The 24,675-nt window shown below is 61.5% G+C and carries 17 protein-coding genes; 16 read left to right on the forward strand and 1 reads right to left on the reverse strand.

Translation table 11 applies throughout. The features are described 5' to 3' along the window. Positions 1-76 precede the first annotated feature (76 nt). The 11 genes from RB623_RS19810 to RB623_RS19860 all read left to right on the forward strand — a co-directional run bounded on the left by RB623_RS19810 (position 77) and on the right by RB623_RS19860 (position 10,562). Positions 77-715: a hypothetical protein gene (locus RB623_RS19810; protein WP_308058680.1), complete on the forward strand. Its 639-nt coding sequence runs from the start codon at positions 77-79 to the stop codon at positions 713-715. After that, positions 712-1,248, forward strand: a complete 537-nt coding sequence (locus RB623_RS19815; protein WP_308058681.1) for a thermonuclease family protein — start codon at positions 712-714, stop codon at positions 1,246-1,248. Before RB623_RS19810 ends, RB623_RS19815 begins: the two co-directional genes overlap by 4 nt. Positions 1,249-1,256: 8 nt before the next feature. Then, on the forward strand, positions 1,257-1,943 hold the full coding sequence (locus RB623_RS19820) for a thermonuclease family protein (protein WP_374121716.1): 687 nt from the start codon (positions 1,257-1,259) through the stop codon (positions 1,941-1,943). Positions 1,944-3,106: 1,163 nt separating this feature from the next. After that, positions 3,107-3,733 (forward strand): response regulator, encoded by a 627-nt coding sequence (locus tag RB623_RS19825; RefSeq protein ID WP_308058683.1) that lies wholly within the window; start codon positions 3,107-3,109, stop codon positions 3,731-3,733. A 2-nt stretch (positions 3,734-3,735) separates the two neighbouring features. Next, a complete protein-coding gene (locus tag RB623_RS19830) occupies positions 3,736-4,440 on the forward strand; it encodes an FkbM family methyltransferase (RefSeq protein WP_308058684.1) in 705 nt (234 codons plus the stop codon). After that, complete coding sequence (locus tag RB623_RS19835) at positions 4,430-4,975, forward strand: hypothetical protein (protein ID WP_308058685.1); 546 nt, start codon at positions 4,430-4,432, stop codon at positions 4,973-4,975. The genes RB623_RS19830 and RB623_RS19835 overlap by 11 nt, the downstream gene beginning before the upstream one ends. After that, complete coding sequence (locus RB623_RS19840; protein WP_308058686.1) at positions 4,972-6,216, forward strand: HAMP domain-containing sensor histidine kinase; 1,245 nt, start codon at positions 4,972-4,974, stop codon at positions 6,214-6,216. Before RB623_RS19835 ends, RB623_RS19840 begins: the two co-directional genes overlap by 4 nt. 322 nt (positions 6,217-6,538) lie before the next feature. Continuing rightward, positions 6,539-7,753, forward strand: coding sequence for a plasmid partitioning protein RepA (gene repA, locus RB623_RS19845; protein WP_374121714.1), 1,215 nt, complete (start codon positions 6,539-6,541; stop codon positions 7,751-7,753). Next, positions 7,750-8,766 (forward strand): plasmid partitioning protein RepB, encoded by a 1,017-nt coding sequence (gene repB / locus RB623_RS19850; protein ID WP_308058688.1) that lies wholly within the window; start codon positions 7,750-7,752, stop codon positions 8,764-8,766. Before repA ends, repB begins: the two co-directional genes overlap by 4 nt. A gap of 177 nt (positions 8,767-8,943) precedes the next feature. Then, a complete protein-coding gene (gene repC / locus RB623_RS19855; RefSeq protein ID WP_308058689.1) occupies positions 8,944-10,287 on the forward strand; it encodes a plasmid replication protein RepC in 1,344 nt (447 codons plus the stop codon). Then, entirely contained in the window at positions 10,284-10,562 is a 279-nt protein-coding gene (locus RB623_RS19860; protein ID WP_308058690.1) for a hypothetical protein, read from the forward strand. The genes repC and RB623_RS19860 overlap by 4 nt, the downstream gene beginning before the upstream one ends. Positions 10,563-10,602: 40 nt before the next feature. Here RB623_RS19860 and RB623_RS19865 read toward each other — a convergent pair whose 3' ends face one another. Further along, the gene (locus RB623_RS19865) at positions 10,603-11,535 is read right to left on the reverse strand and encodes a recombinase family protein (protein WP_308058691.1); all 933 of its coding nucleotides are present in this window, start codon (positions 11,533-11,535) and stop codon (positions 10,603-10,605) included. Positions 11,536-11,819: 284 nt separating this feature from the next. Between RB623_RS19865 and RB623_RS19870 the strand changes: the two genes are divergently transcribed. The 5 genes from RB623_RS19870 to RB623_RS19890 all read left to right on the forward strand — a co-directional run bounded on the left by RB623_RS19870 (position 11,820) and on the right by RB623_RS19890 (position 24,245). Continuing rightward, entirely contained in the window at positions 11,820-12,947 is a 1,128-nt protein-coding gene (locus tag RB623_RS19870; RefSeq protein ID WP_308058692.1) for an RHE_PE00001 family protein, read from the forward strand. Between the two features lie 165 nt (positions 12,948-13,112). Further along, positions 13,113-14,702 carry a hypothetical protein gene (locus RB623_RS19875; protein ID WP_308058693.1) on the forward strand — a complete coding sequence of 530 codons (1,590 nt, stop codon included), beginning with the start codon at positions 13,113-13,115 and terminating at the stop codon, positions 14,700-14,702. Continuing rightward, positions 14,699-17,158, forward strand: coding sequence for a hypothetical protein (locus tag RB623_RS19880; RefSeq protein WP_308058694.1), 2,460 nt, complete (start codon positions 14,699-14,701; stop codon positions 17,156-17,158). The genes RB623_RS19875 and RB623_RS19880 overlap by 4 nt, the downstream gene beginning before the upstream one ends. A gap of 266 nt (positions 17,159-17,424) precedes the next feature. Further along, positions 17,425-20,742, forward strand: a complete 3,318-nt coding sequence (locus RB623_RS19885) for a PD-(D/E)XK nuclease family protein (RefSeq protein ID WP_308058695.1) — start codon at positions 17,425-17,427, stop codon at positions 20,740-20,742. Further along, the gene (locus RB623_RS19890; protein ID WP_308058696.1) at positions 20,739-24,245 is read left to right on the forward strand and encodes a UvrD-helicase domain-containing protein; all 3,507 of its coding nucleotides are present in this window, start codon (positions 20,739-20,741) and stop codon (positions 24,243-24,245) included. The genes RB623_RS19885 and RB623_RS19890 overlap by 4 nt, the downstream gene beginning before the upstream one ends. Positions 24,246-24,675 lie beyond the last annotated feature (430 nt).

Below are 24,675 nucleotides of genomic sequence, written 5' to 3' on the forward strand. Positions count from 1 at the left end.
TGGAATGGTTAGGCGAGATAAAAAACAATGTCAAATTAGTTGTGATTTTTCTTGCAATGAGGGCGAGGACGAGCCAATGTTGGATAAGATGACAACCTGGAGGCGACTGCGAATGAGGCGTGTAGCCGGCTGCATTCTGGCGGTGTGGGGATGTCTGTCCGCGCAGGCGGCCGAACCGGTCGACGAGGCCTACGTCCGGTCGCTGGCGGCGCCGGGGAAGACCGTGCTGATCATGGAGTACTATGACGGTCAGGGAAACGTGGCGGAACGCAAGGGCTTCGCGTCCGCGTCAGGGTATCGAGCCCTCTCGTCAACCGAATTTCGGGTTGACGCCAATCTGACGGTCCATTTGTACGGCATCGAGCCCTGCGACGGCGACATGGTCAACCGAAGGGAAGACTTCGCAGGGTCTTGCGAGGACTATGCCCGGCGTGGGCTCGAGACGCTCCTCCAGACACCCCGGGTGGTCTATTGCCGGGCCTTTGTCAGCGAAACCGGGGCGTCGGCGCAGGACGCGACCTGCTACGGTTACTATCATTATCCAGGCAGCCTCGACGCCGTCGACATGTTCGAGGAGCAGTTGGTTTCGCTCGGCAGCCACCGCATTGCGAAGCGGCCCGACGGAGCGTCGGCGCGAACGGATCTCATGGAAGCCGAAGCGATCGGGCGCGGCGGATACGGCATGTGGGCCGATCCGAGGATAGCGGGACAATGAGACCCCCTGCCCTCTTCCTCGGACTGGCATTCGGCACCATGCCGGCGATAGCTACGCCGCCTGAAGGCTACTTCGAGCTCGGACCGGGCGTCACTCTCGAAAGTGGCGATAGCTGGACTGATGGGGACGAGCACTTTCGCCTCTTTGGCGTCCAGGCATGCCTTCGCGGAACCGCCTATACCGATAAGACCGGCACCCGCCGTGACTGCGGCGACGCTTCGCTCGCCGTTCTTGCCGCATACATTGCGGACACGAAGCCGTTGTGTGCGCATGTTGCACGGTCGGCCGAGGCGGTCCTTGTGTCGTGTTATTCGACCATCGGGTCTGATCGGCTGGACCTGGCCAATCTGATGATCTCGTCAGGCTTCGCGTTCGCTTCTCTCAACGCGAACGGTTTGCCGCATCATGCACCTTATGCGGTCGCGGAGCAGACGGCGCGCGAGCAGGGCGTCGGTCTGTGGCAATTCGACGACGTCCAGCACCCTGCAATCCTCCTTGGCCAGGCAGCCGGCCAGAGAAGGATCGAACGATGAAATGGTCCGTGGCCCGGTGGAGTTTGTTGGTCTCGCTGGCGACCGCCCTCCCCTACCCGGCTCATGCCGCCGATCTTGTTGGCACCAGATCCGGGCCATCTGTCGAGGAGCGCAGTTCGCAACCTCAGGCGGATGTTTCGCTGGCGATTTCCGGCCGGGCTTCCGTTGTCGATGGACGGACGCTTTGGTTTCCGCGGGGCGGTCGTATGGTGCGCCTAGCTTCGATCGACGCCTGCGAACTGCCGCAATGGTCGTACGATCCCAGCCGGCACGGCACGAGCACGATTCCGAAGCCAGTCCCGTGCGGGCCTTTTGCGAAGGCGTGGCTGAAGCGCTCGATCGGCAATGCTCAGGTCACTTGCGATGTCCACGCCAAAGGCGGAGACGGTGTTCTTCTCGGCCGCTGCGTGGTCCGCGGCAAAGACCTCGCGGCCGAAATGCTGCGCGTCGGCTGGGCGCGGACGATCTCGCCGGCGCCTGCCGCCTACGCGGCATGGCAGACCTACGCCATGTCTGCCCGTCACGGCATGTGGGCAACCTACGTCCTCGACATGCAGGAATGGCGTGCAAAGGCTGTCGACCGAACACTGTCACGACGACCGATCGCCGATTTCAACCTGCTCGCCGAGCGAGAGAGCGAGATTTCGCCGCCATTTGAGGATGCCCGAAAACGGCCAAGGCGAACGGATCGCTAAATATCATCGAAGGAGACTTTTCGATGCGTGGTGCGAAACTGACCGCAATTGTGACTGTCCTGTCCGCTGCAGGATGCCTCTCCCACGCAGAGCGCGCCCAGGCGGGTGAATGGGGTTGCGAGGTGCTTCTCTGCGCCTCGTCGTCCAATCCGTCATGGCGCGGCGTGCCAGCGTGCCACCAGCCGATGAATCGGCTAATCTCAGCGATGGGAGGCTGGGGCTTTTCCTGGCCGACCTGCCCCGAGGCCGGTACAGGCCGGCCAGGTTATGAAGCCTATGACGAGTGCCCTGCCGGCTGGAGCATCGGGTACAGCAACCAAGACCACGGCGGCGGACAACCCGACCTCTGCGTACAGGTTCGAAACACCTGCCCCTCAGGCTTCGGCGGCCGTGAAGACTGCCAGTAGACGGTCACGATGGCCCGTCCTGCGCGAGGCGATCCATACTTCTTCGACATCACGCACGATGACGGCAAAATCACGCGTCATTGGTTCAATCTGAAGCGCTAGAAACAACGTTAAGAGTACCAGGTGATCAGCTGCGCTCCGTCATTGCCCGTGCATCAGGACTCGACTCTCGTTCTGTGCTCGCGATCGTTCGTTTCCCGAGGTGTTCAGCCAAAGCAGCCCTGTGCGGACGCAGCGTCTCGATGACGCTCGTAAGCTGAGTTGCGCCAGGGCTTGCACGATCCGCCACCATGACAGCCATTAGATAGATAAGTTTCTCGCGTGAATCCTCGGGGTCCGTCGGGCGGTCCACAGCGAATTGCCGGAACGCACGTCTTTCAAGCCGCTGAGCAAGCCAGACCAGTGGAAAGACGAAAAGTGACCGGCCCTCCGACCTACGTCGTTCGAGCTGCATTTTCCTCGCGCGCGCTCTCCTGTGAGCTGCAATGATGCTCGATAGCGGCTTGTAGGAAGGGATGGAAAAAGCACTCATCTCCGGTCTTCCGAGGGACGTTTTCGTTCATCAGCGTCGCGTCGTGTTCACGTCGCGATGCCTCTTCGTGACATCCTCGGGCGATCCCTGATAGGGGCGGCGATGTCCCCTTTTTCTTGCAGGGGGATGATGTCATCCCTATCATCGTCGAGCCGGATGCGGTTCTATGGCTGCAATTGGCATGGGCGGGTTTTAAGACGAGGTCAAAACCCGGAGGTCCGCCTATGCACCGAGCACTGGTCATCGAAGATCAGGATCTGATGCTTCAGGCCTTGATGGTCGAATTGAAAGACAGCCTCGGCGACTGTTTCATTGCCGGCGCCCAAACCTACGAGCTCGCACACCAGATTTTGGCGGAAGACCAGTTCGACCTGGTGGTAATCGATCCCGGTTTGCCCGGTTTCGACCCCACGTCGCATAAGGATCGGCTGACGGTAGTCGAGACGATCATTCGCGCCGCTCCCTCTGCCGTCCATATCGTCATCACCGGGTCCGATACCCACAAGGAAGCGAGCGCCTGCCGCGAACTAGGCGCATCTGCGTACCTCGCAAAGACAGGTCTTTCACGCGGCAGCTTGCGTGAAGTTCTCGATCAAGTGGCGCGCTCCGAGTTTTCTCTGCGCTACTCGGCAGCTGACGCCCAATCGCCAGAGGTTCACTTCTCAGGCCTGACACCACGCGAGAGTCGAGTAATCGAGCTCCTTCTTGCTCGCCAGGCAGGAGAAACAAAAAGGGATGTATTCGAGAAGATGGCAGTTGAACTGAATATCGATGCAGCAAGCTCCGAGAAATATTACAAGCAGGCTCGCGCAAAGCTGCTGAAGTTTGGTCGTCTTCCCAGGGGGCTTTGACGATGACTGAACTCAACGTGCACGGCGTGCGGGTTCCTGTCCGCGCTGGTGAAGTCTCTCCCGAGATTTGGGATGCCCTCAAAAGCGGTCGATATGAAGCGAACGAGGCGCGCAGGGTTCGTCGCGCAATTCGACCGGGAGATCATGTCCTCGAACTCGGCGCAGGCTTGGGTGTCATTACGTCGATCATCGCCGCGGTCGAGGGCGTGCGCGTTTGGAGCTTCGAGGCCGATCCCCGCACGGCTCTGCTCGCTCAGCGCGTGGTCGATCGGAACTGCGGTGGCAACGTCGTATTCACCAACGGACTTCTCGCTGCCGGCCCTCCCAGGAGCGTATCATTCTATCAACGTGCCGACTTCTGGATGTCATCGAGGTTCGCGGAACAAGGGCCCTACGAACAGGTAATCGAAATCACCTCACGCGACATCGATTCCTTCATAGAAACGCACGGCGTCAATGTCCTTGTCATGGACATTGAGGGCGCTGAACTCGAGTTGCTGCAGAACGCCCTGCTCCCGGGCGTTGAACGTGTCTTCCTCGAGCTTCACGACCATCTCTACGGGCTGGCCGGCGTCCGGGCAATCAGCGAAACGATGTCGCGCAAAGGGCTCATCTACGACCCTCGGGGATCAAGTGGGCCGTGCGTCCTTTACTCGGTCGATGACGGCGAAAGGAATTTTGACGAGGAGATTGCACATGCGAGCTGAAACACTGGCTGGCGCCCTGGCTGGACTGATTGCCTGTGCCCAAGCGGCCGTCGCGGCTTACACAGATCCCAATGTGTTGACTATTGAAGGCGGGAAACAGGGTGAGGCCGGGCAATATCATATCGAGCGGCTCCGCTCCGACTTCGAAAACGTCGCGATCGAGACCCGCACGCCCTGGACCAAGGATGGAGAGGTTGTGACCTACCGCGGTCCGAAGATCGCCGACATCTTGCGCGAGCACGAGCTGGATCTGGGCAAGTCGGTTCAATTCATTGCCTATGACAACTTCACGTCGGAGGTCACTGTCGAAGAAATACAGACCTACAATCCGATATTTGCGATCGATCGGGCTTGCGTCGACACAGATCGGCAATCTGGCAGGTGTGCACCAGATCAGAGCTTCACTCAGCTCGCTCCTGAAGAACAAGGTCCGATTTTTTTGGTCTGGCCGTACGAAGACCTGCCAGAATCCTATGTGCCCGCACGAAACTCGATCTGGGTCTGGTTCGTGGTCGCTGTTCGGCCGTCGCAATGAAGCCGACTGCTGCTCAGATCAAGGCCGCCCTCCCCTTCCTGTGCTTGGGGTTTGCGCTGTTATTGAGTGGCTGGGCGTTCTTCCGTTCCGAGCACTATCGCGCAGAATCCGACCTGAACTTCAGTCAGAACTTTGAAGTCCAGTGGCGGACCACGCAGATCAGAGAGCATCTGGCTCGTATCCATGGCGATCTTCGGCTGGCCGCCGCGACGGGACAAATGCAAAGTGATCTGGCCCGTCAGGTGTTCCTGCTCAACGCGAACGTCGGGCAACTCTTGAAACTGGAGTATGCCCCGAAATTCCTACGGGACCGCGACATCCAGTTGTTGAATGAGTTGCAGGGCATAACGCGCACCGATCTCGATCCACTTATGAAGGGCTCGACGGATTTCGAGGGGGCGCTAAAGTCGATGCCCGATCTGGAGCGGCGCATGTTCGAAGTGTCGGGCACGGCAGTAGCGCACGCTGAGACGCTCAACGCCGCGGCACGCATCGGCGCAGCAGCCTCCCGAAACAGGTTCCTGTTTGCGGTTGCGCTAACCCTCGCTGCCGTCGGATACACGATCATTCATTTTAGGAATGCCTTCGCACGCAGGAGGGATAGCCAGTTACGGTCGTTCTCGACGCTCTACGCTCATATGACGCGCTCGCGCATTACCGCTTTAAGGCTCTTCCTTGACTACCAGGATAAAACGAGCGTTCAGCATCCCGAAATGCTCGTTGCCGCAAAAGACGCTGTTAAAGAACTGGAAAACATCACGCACGCACTTGGGACAATCGCCTATGCGAGCAGTGACGTAATCAGAGAGCCTTTCTCGAAAATTCTGGAATCAGTGACGACCCTTCGGCGCCAGAAACCCGACCTCATCCTTCACCGCGATGCGGCGATGGTCGAGGTCCCTGCGGCACAGGTTCAATTCGTTATCGCTGAACTCTTACGAAATGCAGAGGCGGCCGTCCAAGACCGAGCAGATCCGTCAGTCAGGATAGCGGCGAGTATCAAATCACCTACATTCAGCGGCAAGAGAAAGCTGCTCGTGCAGGTGACGGACAATGGCTCGGGAATGCCTCCGAGTGTGTTGGCGAAAGCGAGTACGCCATTTTACTCGACAAAAGCCGGCCAGCACACCGGATTAGGCCTCACGGCATGTGCCCAGATGGTAGCGGCCCTGAAGGGCAAGTTCACTATTTCCTCCCGCCCGGGAAACGGGACCTCGGTTCAGATAGTACTGCCGGTTTAGTCTGACGTCGCATCGGACAGGAATTCTAAGGCGGTGCTTCGTTGCGGGATCGGGTGCGCCACGCCCATCACGACTAGACAATGATGCGGATTGCCCGTCGGAGGCTCGTCCGAGATCGTCAGCGATCATAGTCGTCCTTCCTCGATTGTCGCGCCAACGAACCTCTCAACTTGCGACGGTTGTTTCGCCCGTTGCCACATGGCAACTCCGGTAGTGCCATAGAGGTTAATTGTCATTAACCTTAAACTGCTTGCCAAATCACGGCGACTCGGGGCAATTCTGCCTACGAGAAATAGCCGTAGTTGGAGAAGATCGCGTAGTTATGGAAAAAGCACGTAGCGCAAGGTCTCTCGCGACGAGCCCAAAGCCTTTGATGACCGACGTCATCGCAGGCGATGGCGCTGCACTCTCGGCTGAGCTGCTGGCAATGCGGGAGGCGCTGTTTCCTCCAGTCTCGAAAAAATCGCTCAGGTCGTTCTCATCGGTGGAGGCAGGCAAGCTGATCGGGATCGCCGACGCCTACTTGCGCCAATTGTCACTCGGCGGCAAGGGCCCACAGCCAGTCATCGGTCCAGGTGGACGCCGGTCATATACGCTTGATCAGATTAACGAGCTGCGCGTAGCGCTCGAGGAAGGTTCGAAGGGAAAGCGATACGTGCCGCATCGCCGCCCAGACGAGCACTGCCAAGTACTGGCTGTAGTCAATTTCAAGGGCGGGTCCGGGAAGACGACAACTGCCGCTCACCTCGCCCAGTATCTCGCCCTTCATGGCTATCGGGTCCTCGCGGTCGATTTGGACCCGCAAGCTTCGCTCACTGCACTCCATGGCTATCAGCCGGAATACGACATTCAGCCGAACCAGACGATGTATGCAGCAGTGCGCTATGACGAGGAACGTCTCCCCCTCAAAGACGTCATCCGGGAGACCTATTTCCCGGGACTCGATTTAATTCCCGGAAATCTCGAACTGATGGAATACGAGCACGACACGCCCAGGGCGCTTGCAGAGCGCGATGCGGAACCGTTCTTTGGACGTGTTGCCACGGCGCTAGGTACCGTCGAGGCGCACTACGATGTGATGATTTTGGACTGCCCCCCTCAACTGGGCTTCCTGACACTTGGCGCCCTCTGCGCGGCGACAGGGCTTCTCATAACTGTCCACCCGCAGATGCTCGACGTGATGTCGATGTGCCAGTTCTTGTTGATGGCGGCCGACATTCTGAAGGTTGTTCAAAGCTCTGGTGGTGATCTGGATTACGACTTTATCCGCTATGTCGTGACCCGGTTCGAGCCGGCCGATGCTCCGCAAACGCAGATGGTCGCGTTCATGCGCTCGCTCTTCAGAGAGCGCGTTCTGAACAGCACGATGGTAAAGTCCACGGCAGTCTCTGACGCCGGTCTTTCCAAGCAGACCATCTACGAGGTTGGCAGAGAAAATTTTTCAAAGCAGACATACGATCGTGCGGTCGAATCTTTGGATGCCGTGAACGGAGAGATCGAACGCCTGATTGAGCAGGCGTGGGGGCGTACACCATGAGCCGCAAGGATACACTGAAGGCCATGTTGACACGCCGCTCTGAAGAGTTGCCAGGTGGCAACTCTTCTCCAGAACCCGTCTCCGCACCGACTACGCAGGTCATCTCTCATGTGAGGTCCGGTGCTGTCGGCGCGATGGGGCGCTCACTCGGACAGATTGCAAATGCCGCCGAGCGCGCGAAAGCGCTTGTAGCATCCGGCGCAGCCGTGGTGGAGATTCCCGCCGACAAACTAGCCGGCTCGTTCGCGCAAGACCGCTTGGACGACGAAGGCGTGGAATTCACGACCCTCTACCAGGCCATTAAAGAGTCCGGTCAGAAGAGCCCGATTCTGGTTCGCCCTCATCCCGATCGGCAGGATCATTACCAGATCGCTTATGGCCACCGTCGCGCCAAGATACTTGCCAAACTCGGACGGCCTGTGCGCGCAGTCGTTCAGAACCTGACCGACGAGGAACTGGTCGTTATCCAGGGCCAGGAGAACTCGGCTCGTAAGGACCTGACCTATATCGAGCGGGGCCTGTTTGCCATGACACTTGAGGAACAAGGGTTCGACCGGTCCATTATTATGTCGGCGCTCAGTATGGAGAAGACCCAGCTCTCAAGACTCCTCTCCCTCACCAAGTCGATTCCAAAGAACGTGATCCTTGCGATAGGGCCAGCGCCAAAGGCCGGCCGTCCGCGATGGACCGCACTTGCAGAGCGCCTTGCGACCCTGAAGAATGCATCCCAGCTTGACGAAGCCTTGGCTGACGCAAAATTTCTGGAGGCGGACACGGATCAACGCTTCGTGCGTCTCTTCAATGCAATAGCTCCTCGAAAGCCCACTGCGAAGATCACCAAGAGCATTGTCAAGGCGCTAGCGGGCCAGAAAATCGCGACGCTCGAGAGGACGAGTACGACGCTCGCTCTCGTTGTTGACGCCGAAGGTTCATTGGAATTCGGAGAGTTCGTCGCTGCTCGGTTGCCAGAGCTCTATCGCGAATTCGAAGACAGAAAGGAGCAGCCCAACTGATCAGTCCACTTACTTCATAGGCCGCAAAAGAAAAAGGCCCCCGAAACAGCGTCCGGAAGCCCTTCTCGTAGTTTGCACCTAGAGAATCGCACTTCCGCGAATCACAGTCAAGAGTCCCGTGAGGGATTAGCGCTGTTTCAGCGAGCGGATTTCTTTTGCCCAACGAAAGGCAAAGGAATGGAACCGTATATCTCGACGACGCCCTTTGGGCGGCGGCCGATGTCGTTTGGCATGATCTCAAGCCAGGTGGCGGCGAAAGCAGTATCGGCGGACGCAACTGTCCACAAATGGCATGTCTTCAGGGACATCAAGGAAGCAAGGATGGCGGTTGGCGCGACCGACCGGGCACTGGCGATCCTGGATGCGCTGCTGTCCTTTCATCCGGACACCGCTTTCAATGGTGATAGTGCGCTGATCGTGTGGCCTTCGAACGAACAGCTGATCGGCCGTGCTAACGGCATGTCGCCGGCGACGCTTAGGCGCCATCTGGCCAATCTGGTCGATTGCGGCCTGGTCATCCGCCGTGACAGTCCGAACGGCAAGCGCTTCGCCCGAAAAGGGCAGGGGGGAGAGATCGAGCAGGCCTACGGCTTCGATTTGTCGCCAATCGTCGCCCGGGCAGCGGAATTCAAGGAACTGGCGGAAGCGGTCAAAGCCGAGAAGAAGGCCTACCGTCTCGTCAAGGAACGGTTAACCATATGCCGCCGTGACGTCGTCAAGATGATCGACGCCGGCATTGAGGAGGGCGTGCCGGCCAACTGGGGCAGGATCCAGCAGGCCTACCAGGCGATCATTTTTCAACTTCCCCGCACGGCGCCACGCCAGGTCCTGGAGGACATCTCGGTCGAACTTGAGCAACTCTGGGCTGAAATACGCGACGCGTTGGAATCGTTCGTAAAAGCACAAAATTTGAACGCCAATGAGTCTCATTCTGAACGCCACATACAGAATTCAAAACCAGACTCTAAATCTGAATCTGAAAGGGGCTTAGGAGATATAGATGAAGCGAGCAGCACCGCCGCTGAAACCGACAACGTATGCAGCCTGCCCAAGCGGGAGCTACCATTGGGGATCGTGCTGGATGCCTGCCCGAACATGCTCTGGCTGGTGAAGGGCGGCGGCGGAATCCGGCACTGGCGGGACTTTCTGGCCGCCGCCGAGGTTGCCCGGCCGACGATGGGAATCAGCCCCAGCGCATGGGAGGAGGCGCGCACGGCGATGGGCGAGCAGCAGGCCGCTATCGTGCTTGGTGCGATCTACCAGCGGCAGGAGCACATCCAAAGCGCCGGCGGCTATCTGCGTAGCCTGACCGACAAGGCGAAGAACGGGAAATTCTCGGTCTGGCCGATGATCATGGCGCTGCTGCGGGCGAAGCTCGACGCGTCGAAGCTTGCAGGAAGCGGCGTGGAATCCGCGTCCGCCGGGCTGGAAACTGCCGGAAAAGTGGTGCGCACCGAAAACAGGCTCGAAATTAGCGATGCGTTGCGCCGCAGCCTCGACAAGCCGGGACGCGGATCATGATGAGCCGGGCGGTTTCGATCCGCACTATGGGACATGGACCGTGGCTGCAGCACTTGTCGAGGAGAGCACCTTATGAGAGCATCGAAGCTATGAAAAGCAAACACGACCGCGAGCCGACGCCCGATGAAACCGCCGGAATGGTTTGGTGGAACTCACTTACCGAGGCCGATCGCGCGGCGTGGCTGGCGCAAGCCGGCAGCGCTGTTCCAGCAGATGCCTGGGTGGCGTACAAGCGGCTCGGAGATGTCAATCGTCAGCCGCGGATCATAAACTGAGCGCTGTCCTGCAGCGGAGACGACGGTCCCTGCATCTCGGTCAGCTCGTGGGTGGTGCGGTGACGAGACCAAGCCGGAGGGCTCGATCGAGCAGGTTCTTGACTGATGAGGCCGACCATTTTGCGCTCCCTCGTGGGGTTCTCTCATGCAGGCGCTCGAGCTGGCCAGCGATGTCGCGTAGCGATAGGCTTGGGTTGGACTGCGAAATCCCTGCCACGAGGGTCATCAGGCGATCTTCGGGAGGCTGCGGAGACGCCCGCCTTAGCAAGGTGGAATCGGCCAGGCGCTCGGTGACGAGCCACTTCACCGCCCGCCGCAGTCGTTCAGGCGTCAAGTCGATGCCGCGCTGCTTCAGGACCCGAGCGATGTCGTCCCAGGTGTGGTCTGGTCGCATCCGGCGGACCGTCGGAAGCCACTGGTTCATCGTTGATTGTAGCCGTCGGCCGTAAGCTGCCTTTTGCACCGCGGTCATCTTCGCCAGGGCTTCGGGCCTGCGCTCCCGGATACCAGGATTGCCCGGCAGCCGCCCCTTCGACCGTGCAGCGATGATGCCGGCCTTGGTCCGCTCCGAAATCAGCGCACGTTCGAGCTGGGCTACGGCGCCGAGTACCTGTAGCGAAAACATGCCCTGCGGAGTCGAGGTGTCGATAGGATCTCGGAGAGATCGGAAATGCGCGCCCTTGTCGGTCAGATCCTCGATCACCTGAAGAAGATGGCTGACCGAGCGCGCAAGACGATCGAGACGCACAACGACCAGGACATCGCCGACGCCGATATCGGCGATCAACCGCGATAGGGCAGGGCGAGTTCTCGACGCACCAGACCCATGTTCCTGAACGACCACGTCGCAGCCGGCCGATCGAAGCTCAATTTCCTGTGCTTCCGTCGCTTGTTCGTCCGTTGACACGCGCGCGTAGCCGATTTGCCGGCCCTGTGGTCGACCGGAGCGTCGATCTTGCGCCTCACGGGCCATTTGCGGCGTCTCTCAGCATCGGGAAGGAATATTGTACAAACACCGAAGATATCAACAAACGATCGTTTGTAAACGTGTCTAGATGCCTTTTGCATCGCCCCTACCGCTTCGATGAGCCCGGTAAATCAACGTTTTTCGGCCTCCTGAGCGTCCCAGGGCGTGGTGCTGTACAGTCCCGATATGAGGTCAATATCGCTAGTGAAGAACTGGCTAGGCATCATGGCCTGTGACTAGAGTGAACCTTGAGATAGCTTCAGTATGGCGAATCAACTAGTGTGATATCAATGGGTTACAAAATCGAAAGTCTGACGCTGGAGGCGCTCATCGGCCCGCTGACAAGGGCCGGCGAGGCCTTGGCCCGCCTAGATGAGCGGCTCGCCAAAAGTCCGGTGCGGGACGGCTGGATCGAACGCAGCCATTTTGCCGACGCGGCGTCCGCGCTGTGGCTCGACGGCGAGCTCGTCCATATCGAAGACCTCGTCCTGCACGATGCCCACATGGACATCCGCACCCCGACCCATGAGCTCACCCGCGCCCATGTGATCATGCGCTCCCGGCGCCAGATGTTTTCGCGCCAGCCCGACTGGGCGCTGAGCCCGACCGGGCTCAAGGCGCTCACTGGCCGCATCGCCGGCGAGAAAGAGGCGGCAGTACGGCCAGTTGCTGAGGCCGAAATAGGCAAGGAGGCCCTCGCGCAAGAGCCGGAGGCTGTCACCAACACCGCGGCAGGCGACGGTCTGAAGGCGGCGCTCGCAGTCATCGACGCTGTGCTTGGTCGTGCGGAAAAAACACTCGATCGAGTCGAGGCGCGCCCATTGCCCTCGCCGATGCCTGAGCGGGACGCGCTCATCTACGATCCGGACTGGGACGAAGACGAACGGCTCGCCGAATGGCAGGCCGTGCTCGTTCGAACGGCACAGCTTCCACCATTGCTTCAGGCCGCGCTTCTGTGGGACGCCTGGCAGCAGATCGAGGTGCTCCAGCATGCGCCGTGGCTAGGGCAATTGCTTGTCGCCGCGCAACTGCGGAAGACGGGAGCGACCAGCTCACACCTTACCTGCATTAGCGTCGGGCTAAGAACCATTGCCCGGGAGCGACGGCGCGCTCTCGATCGGAGCACGCGGCTGACCGCGCTCATGGAAGGGATCCACGCGGCGGCGACCACCGGTCTTAAGGAGCACGACCGGTTGGTCATTGCCAAAGATCAGATGGAACGGCGACTCAGGAACCGGCGCTCGACCTCGAAACTGCCGCAGCTCGTCGAGCTGGTGCTGTCAAGGCCGCTCATCTCCAGCACCATGATCGAGAAGGAACTCAAGCTGACCACCAAGGGCGCCCTTAATCTTGTCGCAGAGCTCAACCTCCGAGAGATAACGGGGAGGGGGCGTTACAGGGCATGGGGTGTTATATGAGGCGGCTGGGCATGCTTGCGGGAAGGGATGAAGTTGGTCCGATTCAGACTGTCGTCAATAGGTTTGGTGCGCGAAGGATCGGTAGCGGATATCGGAGACGCCGACACAAAAGCGAGTTCTTAGGCCTCACAAACGAAGAAACTAAACGCATCGAGGTCTTCGGAGATGGCTGAGGACGACCGCAGCGCCGAGATCAATTATCCCGCCTGGACAGACTACCGCAAAAAGAACGGCCTCGATCCGCTCGGAATGCAGAACAGCAGCGTCAGCCTCTACCAGACGTTCCTGCCCGGGATCAGCAACGTGACGCTGCGCATGCGCTACTACGGCCTCTATGCTTGGCTGTGTCGAACCTTCGCGAAAAAGGACGGGGACACGAATCCCGAATCCTGGAAGCGCTTCATCCGCCGCGCCGAAGCCCTGTATGCGCTGATCGCTTATCGCCACGGCAGCGAAGCGGGCGTGGCCGGCATAGAATGGGCGCAGAAGGTGCTGGATAGTGCCGACAGCGAGATCGTCGAATTCGCGGCGGCGGCGGAGCCCGGCAGCGAGACCTATTATCTGAAGCAGGCATGGGGCGCCTACGGCGCTGCCTACCGCAGCCAGTTGTTCGTCATCGGGATTTTTGACAAATCCGAGACTCACGATCTGCCCATTCCCAGCCTAGAAATCGGCGACCGTCTCGCCGCGGTGTTCGAGGACAGCATCGGTGAGGCGGCGGCTCATTTCTATGATGTGATCCAGCGCGGCATGGTCACCAAGGCGGAACTGGATCGGCTGCACGGCCTTACCCCTTCTGAAATCGGTCTGACGGGCGAGGAGCGCGCGCTTTACCAGGATATCCTGCTCAAGCCCAATGAACCGAGCGATCCGGATGCGCAATCGCGACGGCGTAGCGTGCTGCTGATTTTGAAGATCGCGGGGTTGCTGGGCCGCGATCCAAAGCCCGATGAGGTGCGCTGGACTCTGTTTGCAGGCTGTGACCAGAAAGGCCGCCCGCTTGCGCTTGGCTCCCCCGAACTCGAAGCGCAAAGGCAACTCTGGTGGGTCTACCACGCAAACGATCTTTGCCACATCGCCCTCGAGACTTTGCTGAAATTCATACTCGACACGCTCGGCGAGCACCCTGCCGGCATTACGCTCGCCCGGTTGATCCCGCTCTGTGTCGATCGCATCCTCAAGGCTCCTGAACACGCGCCCGTGGGATGGACCGCCTTTCTGAATTCGCGGGAGCCTGCCGCCAACGCCTATGCGGCGGACGATGCCGACTCCGAATGGTCACTGTGCGAAGACATTATTAAGCGCGCAGGTCGCAGCGATGAGCGCGTCTGCGCGCCGGAGACCGCGTGGAGTGCAATCAGGCTCCTTGCGATCCTTCACAAGCGGATACGTGATGAGGATCGCAACATCGCTTCTGTGCTCGGTGGGTTCGATCCCGATGCCTTCCGCTCACTGCTCACCGAAACGCGCTTCCTAGATCTTCACGCTGACGAGCCCTTCTCAGACATGCTGATGCGGCTCCTCGAAGAACGGGTGGTGCAGCGTCATCTCTGGGTCGCGCTACAAAAGCTCCGGCAGGGCGATTACACGTTCCTGATCGAAAGGGACGAGGGGAGATTAAGGCTGCGCGAGAAGGACGGGCCGGTGTTCACGAACCCGCGCCTCGGCCCCGCGATTACTTTCCTCAAGGATATCCACCTGGTGGGTGGCCAGGGGCTTTCCGACTACGGTGCCGCCGCGGTGAGCGCTTCATGAAACTTTATGAGCGCTTCGCAGACAAGGAGTTCCACACCAGCATCGCGACCAGCTTCGGGATCGACTTCGATGCGTACGAGAATATCGTGCTCCCGCGCCTGCGCGGTGCCGGCTGCCGCAACAATATCGTTGTTGCTGACAGCCGTATGCTCACGCATGCGCTCTCCGGCGCGTCCGCGCTGCCGCGCCAGGCGGGCCGGCTTTACACCGTCACCGGCACCAGCGCAGCCGGCGTTTTCCACCCCAAGCTCTTCCTGCAGGTCGGCCGCCACCGCGGGCGCCTGATCGTCAGCTCGGCGAACCTGACTTCGCCCGGACTTGCAGGAAATCTCGAACTCGCCAGCATGATCGCCTGCGACGGCTCTGACTCGGGCGAGCAGCAGCTCATTGCGCAGGCGTGGCTATATCTCTCCCGCTTTGGCAGCGACGGCCAGCAGGGTCTCTCCGCTCAGATTGACTGGATGCGAGAGCGCGCGCCCTGGCTCAGCAAGGCGACCCCTGCCGCAGGGCCTGTGCGCCTCGCCGACGGGACGATGGCCGCCCTGCTGACTGCGGGCGATACGTCCGGCATCGGCCAGCGTTTTGCCCAACTAATCGACGAACCCGTCTCGCGCCTGATCGTCATCAGCCCCTATTGGGACATAAACCTTGCCGCCCTTTCGTTCTTGGCACAGCGTCTTGGCCCGACTGAAATCGCACTGTTGCTTGACCCCGATACCTCGGTGTTTCCGAAGGACGCGCTGGGCAGAGTTCCCGGTGTCCGGCTGTATGACCGTGGCGATTTTCGCCAGGGGCGCTTTATCCATGCGAAAGCAATCGTTGCCCAGACGGCAGGCGCGGATCATATGCTGCTAGGCAGCGCAAATTGCACGCGCGCAGCACTCGGCGTTGATGGCGTTGCCGGATTAAACGAAGAGGCGTGCCTCTATCGCCGCCTCCCCGCCCGCTCGGTGCCTGTCACGCTCGGCCTCACCGACTTCCTCACGAGCGAACGGCAAATTGACCCAGCCGCGCTGCCAGACTTGCTCCTCGAAGAAGATCTGCCTCTGGATGAGCTGGCGGCGCAGAATCCGGGAAAATTCGAATGCCGCGTCGACACGCTGATCTGGCATCCCTCCGCCGCCTATGACCCCGCCGCCTCGACAATCCTTCTCCTCGATCAGCAGGGCAAGCCTATTCCCTGCCGGCTTTCGCCTTTGCAAGTCACCGACGCGTTCCGCTATCAGATCGGCGATACGGAAGTGCGTCCCGCCTTCGCCCGCGTCCTGATCCGGGGCGGCAGACTGTCGGCCCCTTCCATTGTCACACTGATCGACCGCCTGCGCACCGCCGTCCGCGAAACCTCCTCCCGCGAGGCCGAGAATGCGCTGCGGCAGCTTGATGACGAGACGGAAGCAAGCCTGCTGCTGCTCGACGTCCTCAACATTCTCGAACGGATCGAACAGGGCGAGAGCGCATCCAAGGTCCCACTCTCGATCCCGAAGACCGGCAAGAGCAAGGAGGCGACGGCGCCTGAGTACAGAAAGCTGACATACGAGGACTTCATCGCCGACCGCCGGCCGCGGACGGGGACGCATCTCACCCATAGCAGCTTGGCCGGCAGTGACGTCTCCATAGTCCGAAACGTTCTTAACCGCATCGTCGGCCTCGCCGCCGATGATGTTGATGATGATGACGAAAAGGTTCCTGGCGGCGCCTTCGACATGGGCGATGAAACCGCTGACGCGCAAGCCGCCCTCAATGCCGGCGAAGAGTTCGACACGGAGAAGACGCGCCGCGATGAAGAAAAGCGCGCGAAGACCCGGCGCCGTAAGGCCGCGGAGGCAATGAAAGCGACCAAGGCGCAGATCGTAATCGCCACGGCCAGCTTTCGCGAACGCATCAGGAAGCGAAAGGAAAACGGCGCACTGGACAATCACGATATCTTCCGGCTGCGCGCGCTGTTGATGATCATCTGCACCGCCGGGTGGCCGGGAGCGGCAGGCAAAAGTGGCAAACCACCTCTACAATCGCGGCTACAGGTTCTGCCGGCAGAAGGCGATCAGGATAGCTGGCCCGTCGTCCTGGGCCGTGCGCTGTTCGAAATATTTGGCGGGAATCACCCCGCGATCCGGCATCTATACTTAAGTGGCGAGCACGATCAGATTCCCGGCGACATCGTCGAGTGCTGGGCCACTTGCTACTGGTGCCTGCAAGCCTGCCTCACGGCGCCGCTCTCCCCGCGCGAGCGCAAGCGGATCACCCAATATCTGAAGCCTGTCGCTGAACTCGCCTACCGCCTGACGCTCCCGACAAAAGAGGAGCTGCTGGGTGATGATGTGATGAGCGTCATGGAAGCCATGAGCACCAGCTACGGCGATCGGCTCGGCATAGAGCCGGCGGAGATCGTCAACTCCCACCGGGCTCTGGTCAAAACCCTTTTCCGGGACGGTGCGCAGGCCTCGGCCGCGCTTTGACGCTAGCCCATCCGGAGGCGTGGCGTTGAGGGTACGCTCGAGCATCGATAGCGTCGAACGAATGCGGGATCAGGCCACTCTCTTGACGGTTCTGAAGCGTCCATCAGTCAGTGTGACACCGTCCAGTCCTTTTCAAAAACCATCAGGTTTATGGACGCCCCCGCTAGAAATTTCGCTTTGATTACGGCTTCCGCTTAGCGTGTTTGGAGAGGTTTCAACGCTATGTGCTCTAATTGCGTTCGAGGTGGGTACTGATACCATTGGTGATGACCGCGATTGCCGTGACCTCATCTGTGAACCATGACCGAATCCGCTGGGCTCGCGCTTGGCTGGAAGGCAAGGCACTTGCCGAGGAGGTTTTGATCGTCGGGGCAAGCCTCGACGCGGCCAACGAACTGCCGCGCAGCGTGACGGAGGAGAGGGGCGCTGCTTTCGGCTGGCATCGGCTGACCTTGCCCCAGCTCGCCGCCGCGCTCGCCGCGCCCTTGCTCGCGGAACGGAAGCTGGTCCCGCTTAGCCGACTGGGTTCCCAGGCGATCATCGCCCGGGTCGTGCACGGCCTGAAGACCCAGCAGCGGCTCGGCCGCTACCAACCAGTCGCCGACACCCCGGGTTTTCCGCGCGCGATTGCCGCCGTTATAGAGGAGCTGCGGTTAGAAGGCTTGCCGGCCGACGCAGTAAGCAAGGTCGCGCCCGATCTTGTGCTGCTGATCGAAGCCTATGATGCTGAGTTGGCGCATGCTGGCCTTACCGACTGGCCGGGTGTGCTGGGTTTCGCGACGGAGGCGGCGAGCAGCCGCGGCGGCGTTCAGCGTCTAGTTGGCCTTCCCATGCTGTTGCTGGACGTGCCGATCACGAACGAGGCCGAACTCGCCTTCGTGGGCGCACTCGGCGTGGCAGCCCCGGACACCTTAGCGACGGTACCCGCGGCCGACCAGCCGACGCTCGCCCGGATCCGCGGCGCACTGCATTGGGAAATCAAGAATCTCGATGAGTCGCCCAAAACGGAGGATGGCATTGGCGTGGCCAAAACAGGCACGCTCGCTAGGCTTCAGCGCCAGCTCTTCAATGACGATACGACGGTTCCACATGCGCCTCCGGACAACGAAGTCCAGGTGTTCTCTGCACCGGGCGAAGGTCGCGAGTGCGTGGAGATCGCCCGGCGCGTGCTCGCGCTCGCTCGAAACGGCATCCCGTTCGATCGTATTGCGGTGCTGCTGCGTTCACCCCAGGCATACCGCGCCTACCTCGAAGAGGCATTCGCAAGAGCCGGCATTCCAGCTCACTTCGCACGCGGCGCGGTGCGGCCCGATCCGGCCGGTCGGGCCTTCTACGCGTTGCTCAAATGCGCCGCCGAAGGCCTATCGGCGCGGCGTTTCGCCGAGTACCTGTCCCTTGGTCAGGTACCGGACGCCACCCCCGGCGGCGCGCCGCCGGAAGCCATAGCGCGGGGCGACCGCTGGGTCGCCCCAGATCCAGAGCTTGTCCCGCATTTTTCGACCGAGGTGGTCGATGAACCATCAGAGCCGCCCGAGACGGATATCCTGATCTCGGACAGCGACGAGCCCCCTGCCCGAGACGGGCAGCTCCGGGCGCCACGCCGCTGGGAGCGCCTTCTCGTCGAGGCGGCTGTGATCGGCGGGCGCGAGCGCTGGCGGCGTCGCGTCGACGGGCTCGCCAACGAGCTCCAACTGAGGCTCGCAGAGTTGGCCGACGAGGACGAGACGCAGGCGGCGACTTTAGCGCGAACGCTCAAGGACCTCTCAGCGTTCGCCGGCTACGCTCTTCCTCTCATCGATGACCTCGACAGTCTGCCCGCCACTGCCGATTGGGGCGAGTGGCTCGACCGGCTCGGCGGGCTCGCGACGCGGGCGCTGAGGCAACCCGACCGGGTTCTCGCAGTGCTGGTCGAGCTGGCCCCAATGGCTCCCGTCGGACCGGTAACGCTGACCGAGATTTTGATGGTCCTTGAAGGGCTCCTTCTAGAGGCCGCCGTGCCGCCGCCGCCGCAACGCTATGGCAAGATCTTCGTCGGGCCGATCGACGCGGCGCGGGGCCTCAGCTTCGACGCGGTGTTGGTGCCTGGCCTCGCGGAAAAGATGTTCCCGCGCAAGATCGCAGAGGAGCCGATCCTGCTCGATGCTATGCGCAAGCAGATGAGCGGCGGTCTTGCCACGAACTCCAGCCGGCTCGAAGGGGAGCGTCTCGCCCTAGCCCTTGCGGCTGGCGCGGCCGAACGGCGGATTTGCTTCTCCTATCCACGTATCGACCTCGACCAGGCCCGACCACGCGTGCCGTCCTTCTACGCTCTTGAGACCATCAGGGCCGCCGAGGGCCGACTTCCCGACTTTTCCGAGCTTGCGCGACGGGCGGAAACGGCAACCACTGCCCGACTCGGTTGGCCTGCGCCGCCTGATCCCAGCGAGGCCATTGACGAGGCCGAGCACGATCTCGCCATTCTTGACCGGCTTGCCGCTCTTCCGGAAGAGAGCGCCGGCGCAGCCCGCTATCTGGTCACCGCCAATCCCTGGCTCCCCCGGGCGCTTCGGGCCCGCTACCAGCGCTGGAGCAGAGCATGGACATCGGCGGATGGGTTGACGAGTCGATCGGACGCGGTCCGGGCGGTTATGGCGAGGCACACGCTCGAGGTCCGGAGCTATTCGCCAACCGCTCTCCAGAATTACGCCCGCTGTCCCTACAGGTTCTTCCTCAAGGCAATCCACGGCCTCGCTCCACGCGAGATGCCAGAGGCGATTGACGAGCTTGATCCATTGCAGCGCGGATCGCTGATCCACGACGTCCAATTTGAACTTTTCGCCGATCTTCAGGGGGAAAACCTGCTCCCAGTGCGGCCGGGCAATCTAGACAGGGCGCAGCAGAAGCTCGACGCCGTGATGGCCGAGGTAGCTGCCCGTTACCGGAATGACCTTGCTCCTGCGATCGATCGTGTCTGGGAGGACGGGATCGCTGCGATCCGAGCCGATCTCCGGGAATGGCTGCGGCGGGCAAGCGAGGACAACTCGGGTTACGTGCCTTGGCATTTCGAGCTGTCGTTCGGCTTGGAGCACCGCCCCGAACGGCATCAGGCCGATCCTCAGTCGGTGCCCGGCGCCGTCAACCTCGACTGCGGCATTCAACTCCGCGGGTCGATCGACCTCGTTGAGCGCCATCCGGCCGGGCAGGTGCGGGTCACTGACCACAAGACCGGCAAGGCAGACGGCAAGCAAGGTCAGCTGATCGATGGCGGAAAGTCACTGCAGCCGCTACTCTATGCCCTTGCAACAGAGAAACTTTTCTCCAGCGTAGCCAACGTGACCTCCGGGCGGCTCTATTTCTGCACGTCGACAGGGGGCTTCGCCGAGCATGTAGTGTCACTCAGCGACAGGGCTCGCGACGCGGCCTGTCAAGTTGCCGAAGCAGTAGGCGAGGCGGTCTCCCAACCGTTCCTGCCGGCCGCGCCAGACAAGGGGGAATGCGATCTTTGCGATTATCGGGTCGTGTGCGGTCCGCACGAGGAGCGTCGCACGGCGCGGAAGCCGCAGGGAAACCTCGAGCCACTTCTGGCGGTGCGAGCGCTCCCATGACGGATTTCGCCGACACCGAGGCACGCGGCCGGATACTCACCGAGTTCGGCACGACCTTGTTCGTCGAGGCGGCGGCGGGTACCGGCAAGACCACCGCGCTCGTCGGCCGGATCGTCGGGTTGGTTCGCATTGGCGCCGGCACGCTCGATCGGATCATCGCGGTCACGTTCACCGAGAAGGCGGCCGGCGAGATGAAGCTGCGCCTCCGCAACGAGATCGAGAAGGCGAGACCTGAGGCGGCACCCGAGGGGCGCAATCGGCTGGACCGCGCGCTCAAAGAGCTGGAGCTCGCCCGCATCGGCACGATTCACGCTTTCTGCGGCGACCTTCTCCATGAGCGACCAGTCGAGGCAGGGATTGACCCGCTCTTTGAAGTCGCCTCTGAAGAGGAGGCCGACGCGCTCGCCGACGAAGCTTTCGAGGGTTGGTTTCAGCAGGTCCTCGCCGACCCGCCCGAGGGCGTCCAGCGAATCCTTAGGCGCCGGTCGGGCAGGCAATCTCCACGCGAGCAGCTCCGCAGCGCCATGCAGGACCTCCGCAAGCATCGCGATTTTCCGGAGCGATGGCGGCGGGATCCGTTCGACCGGAACGGAGCGATCGACGCGCTGATCGACCAACTGAACCAGCTCGGGGCACTGACAGCCGCGAGTTCGTGGGCAGACGACTATCTCACTCGCAATCTCGCCGAGATCGCCCGTTTCGTCGATGAGACGACCCGAATCGAAGCGATCCGTGGTCGCGACTACGACCTGCTCGAGGCGGAACTCCGCAGGCTGCCAAAGCTCCGAAGCTGGGGCTGGAAAGGTGCCCAGCGGACGACCTTTGGCCCGCTGTCGCGTGACGATGTCTTGGCCCGCCGCGACCAGACCAAGGCCGATCTTGACGCCTTCATCGCGACAAGCGATGCGGATCTCGCGCCGCTGCTTCACGAAACTCTGCAGGCGCCGATTGTCGACTACGAGGTCCTCAAGGCCAAGGCGGGGCGGCTCGATTTTCTGGACCTCCTCATCAAGGCCCGCGACCTCATTCGCGATGTTGCCGACGTGCGTCGTGAGCTGCAGGAGCGCTTCACCCACTTCTTCGTCGACGAGTTCCAGGACACTGATCCACTCCAGGCCGAGATTCTCCTCCTGCTCGCCGCCGACGAGCCAAGCGAGACGAACTGGCGCACTGTCCACCCCATTCCCGGCAAGCTCTTTCTTGTCGGCGATCCGAAGCAGTCGATCTACCGTTTCCGACGCGCCGACGTCGCGCTCTATGAGGATGTAAAGCAGCGCCTCCTTGGCGTCGGCGCGGAACTCCTCCACCTCACCACAAGCTTTCGGGCGCCGCGCTCGATCCAGTCCTTCGTCAATGGCGCTTTTGCCCCGGCAATGGAGGCCGGTCCGGACGTCAGCCAAGCAGGCTATGTTCCACTCCAGCCTTCGCGCCCGGAGATCCCTGGCCGACCGACGATTGTCGCGCTGCCGGTTCCGAGACCCTATGGCGACTACGGCAAGATCGTCGGCTGGCGGATCACCGAGTCATTTCCGGAGGCAGTCGGTGCCTTCATCGACTGGTTGGTGAGCGACAGCGGCTGGACGGTCGAAGAGGACGGTAAGGCCGCCGCGATCCGGCCGCGTCACATCGCCATTCTGTTCCGTCGGCTCCGCAATTTCGGGACGGATGTCACACGGGCTTATGTTCGAGCGCTGGAAGCACGGCGCATCCAGCACGTTCTCGTGGGTGGACGCTCCTTCCATGATCGCGAGGAGGTCATCGCTCTCCGCAATGCCCTCACCGCGATCGAATGGCCCGATGATGAGCTAAGCGTCTTTGCCACGCTGCGCGGGCCGTTCTTCGCGCTTGGTGACGAAGCGCTCCTTGCCTTCCGGCAATATGTCGAAGGCGATGGCTCTTTGAAAACCCGCCGCCTTCATTCGATGTACGCAGTGGACCGGACCGCGCTGGACCCTGCCGTGGCCGAGGTCGCCGACGCGCTCGCCCTCCTGCGGCGGCTTCACGTCGGGCGCAACCACCGTCCGACCGCCGAGACCATTACCATGCTGCTCGAAGCGGTTCGGGCACATGCCGGCATCGCTCTCTGGCCGACCGGCGAACAGGCGCTCGCCAATTGTCAGCGGTTGATCGACATGGCGCGACATTTCGAAGGGCGCGCATCCTCGTTCCGCGCCTTTGTCGAGAAGATCGACGCGGACGCCGAACGCGGCGAGGCCGACGAGGCTCCCATCGTCGAGGAGGGTACCGAGGGTGTTCGGGTAATGACCGTGCACAAGGCAAAGGGCCTGGAGTTCCCGGTAGTCATCCTCGCCGACCCGACTTGCAAGGGAGCCCGCGACACTCCGAGCCGGCACGTCGACCCAATTCGTCGCCTCTGGCTGGAGCCGCTCTGCGGCTCATCGCCAACGGAGCTGCTGGAAGCGGCCGACACCGAGCTGAAGCAGGATCAGGCCGAAGCCGTCCGGGTGGCCTATGTCGCGGCGACACGCGCGCGTGACCTCCTCGTCGTGCCGGTCTGCGGCGACCAGCTGATCGAAGGCTGGCTCGGGGTGCTCGATCCGATGCTGTACCCGGGGGATGAAGCGCGCCGGCAATCCGAGCCCGCGCAGGGCTGCCCGGTCTTCGGCGAGGACAGCGTGGTCGAACGCGGGTCCCAGGGAGTTCCTCCGGCTTTGGGCTCGGTCAGGCCTGGCCTGCACCGGCCGGCGGCCGACGGTCCGGGCGTCGTTTGGTGGGATCCCGCAGTGCTGTCGCTCGAGATCGAGGAGCAAGCGCCGCTTCGTCATCAGCGAATACTGGAGGCAGATCCAAATGGGACCGCTGCGGCAGCGAGTGAGGAGAACTACGCTGCCTGGAAGTTGGCACGCGACGCTCTGCTCGTCCAAGCCTCTCACCCGTCAAGGTCGGTTCGGACCGTCACGTCTCTGGCCCGAGCAGCAGCGGTTTCGACGACAGAAATCAATGTGGCCGACGCAGGAGGCCAGGCGTGGGCTCGGCCGGACATCATCGTGGAGATGGTGGATCGTGGAGATCGTGGAGACCGCGGACGGCCAAGCGGGCGCCGCTTCGGCACGCTCATCCACGCTCTCTTGGCGACGATCGATCTTGATGCGGGGGTGGATGCGATCAAGGCTGGGGCGGCAATCAATGGGCGGCTCGTCGACGCGACAGAAGAGGAAATCCAGGCTGCTGTCGCCATGGTCGGCGGGGCGCTCGCGCATCCAATTCTGCGAAGGGCCGCAGCCAGCGCAGGCAAGGGCGGCCTCCGCCGTGAAACTCCAGTGCTGCTCAAACGGGACGATGGCAGCCTGGTCGAGGGCACAGTCGACCTCGCCTTTCACGAGGACACGCCTGATTTCGTCGGCTGGACCGTCGTGGATTTTAAAACTGACCGTGAGTTCGAGGCGATGGCTGTCCGCTACACTGAGCAGGTCAGGATCTATTCGGAAGCGATAGGTGCGGCTACGGGCTCGCCGACGCGGGGCGTCGTGCTGGTGCTCTGATTGAAATAGCCAAACGAGAGGGCAGCGCGCTGAAAGTACGCCACATGCGTTTCGACTTCATCGCGCGCGGGATGAAGGACCAACATTGCCGGATCGACCCAATTCTCGAACCTGTCACGATATGTCGAATGAACATATGAAGGGACTGATCGAACTCTCAACCTCACCAAACGTGAGGCATCTCCAAGCAATTGCGTCGGGAGAAATCCCGGGTGAGGAGGACGAAGAGGAGCTTCTTGCAGCGTAACCGCCGCCATTCCACTACACCTTTCGCCCGCTGCCTAGGGTCAGAGGATACGAGGCTCTGATAGCGTGCGGACCATGGAAACATATGAAAATGAAGAACCGGGGGCAGGGCTCGAGGAGTACCTTCGGATTGCCAAGAGTATCTACGATCGGATGAGGCGAGAGAACTCTTGGCCGTGGGTGG

Origin of the sequence: Mesorhizobium sp. LHD-90 (assembly GCF_030929505.1) — a bacterium.
In the GTDB taxonomy this organism is placed as follows: domain Bacteria; phylum Pseudomonadota; class Alphaproteobacteria; order Rhizobiales; family Rhizobiaceae; genus Kumtagia.

Excerpts from the sequence above, each read along its gene's own strand:
- RB623_RS19835 (WP_308058685.1), top strand. The coding sequence starts at position 4,430 with ATGCGAGCTGAAACACTGGCTGGCGCCCTGGCTGGACTGATTGCCTGT.
- RB623_RS19880 (WP_308058694.1), top strand. The coding sequence starts at position 14,699 with ATGAAACTTTATGAGCGCTTCGCAGACAAGGAGTTCCACACCAGCATC.
- RB623_RS19870 (WP_308058692.1), top strand. The coding sequence starts at position 11,820 with ATGGGTTACAAAATCGAAAGTCTGACGCTGGAGGCGCTCATCGGCCCG.
- repC (WP_308058689.1), top strand. The coding sequence starts at position 8,944 with ATGGAACCGTATATCTCGACGACGCCCTTTGGGCGGCGGCCGATGTCG.
- RB623_RS19830 (WP_308058684.1), top strand. The coding sequence starts at position 3,736 with ATGACTGAACTCAACGTGCACGGCGTGCGGGTTCCTGTCCGCGCTGGT.
- RB623_RS19810 (WP_308058680.1), top strand. The coding sequence starts at position 77 with ATGTTGGATAAGATGACAACCTGGAGGCGACTGCGAATGAGGCGTGTA.
- RB623_RS19840 (WP_308058686.1), top strand. The coding sequence starts at position 4,972 with ATGAAGCCGACTGCTGCTCAGATCAAGGCCGCCCTCCCCTTCCTGTGC.
- RB623_RS19815 (WP_308058681.1), top strand. The coding sequence starts at position 712 with ATGAGACCCCCTGCCCTCTTCCTCGGACTGGCATTCGGCACCATGCCG.
- RB623_RS19885 (WP_308058695.1), top strand. The coding sequence starts at position 17,425 with ATGACCGCGATTGCCGTGACCTCATCTGTGAACCATGACCGAATCCGC.
- repA (WP_374121714.1), top strand. The coding sequence starts at position 6,539 with ATGGAAAAAGCACGTAGCGCAAGGTCTCTCGCGACGAGCCCAAAGCCT.
- RB623_RS19890 (WP_308058696.1), top strand. The coding sequence starts at position 20,739 with ATGACGGATTTCGCCGACACCGAGGCACGCGGCCGGATACTCACCGAG.
- RB623_RS19865 (WP_308058691.1), bottom strand. The coding sequence starts at position 11,535 with ATGGCCCGTGAGGCGCAAGATCGACGCTCCGGTCGACCACAGGGCCGG.
- repB (WP_308058688.1), top strand. The coding sequence starts at position 7,750 with ATGAGCCGCAAGGATACACTGAAGGCCATGTTGACACGCCGCTCTGAA.
- RB623_RS19825 (WP_308058683.1), top strand. The coding sequence starts at position 3,107 with ATGCACCGAGCACTGGTCATCGAAGATCAGGATCTGATGCTTCAGGCC.
- RB623_RS19860 (WP_308058690.1), top strand. The coding sequence starts at position 10,284 with ATGATGAGCCGGGCGGTTTCGATCCGCACTATGGGACATGGACCGTGG.
- RB623_RS19875 (WP_308058693.1), top strand. The coding sequence starts at position 13,113 with ATGGCTGAGGACGACCGCAGCGCCGAGATCAATTATCCCGCCTGGACA.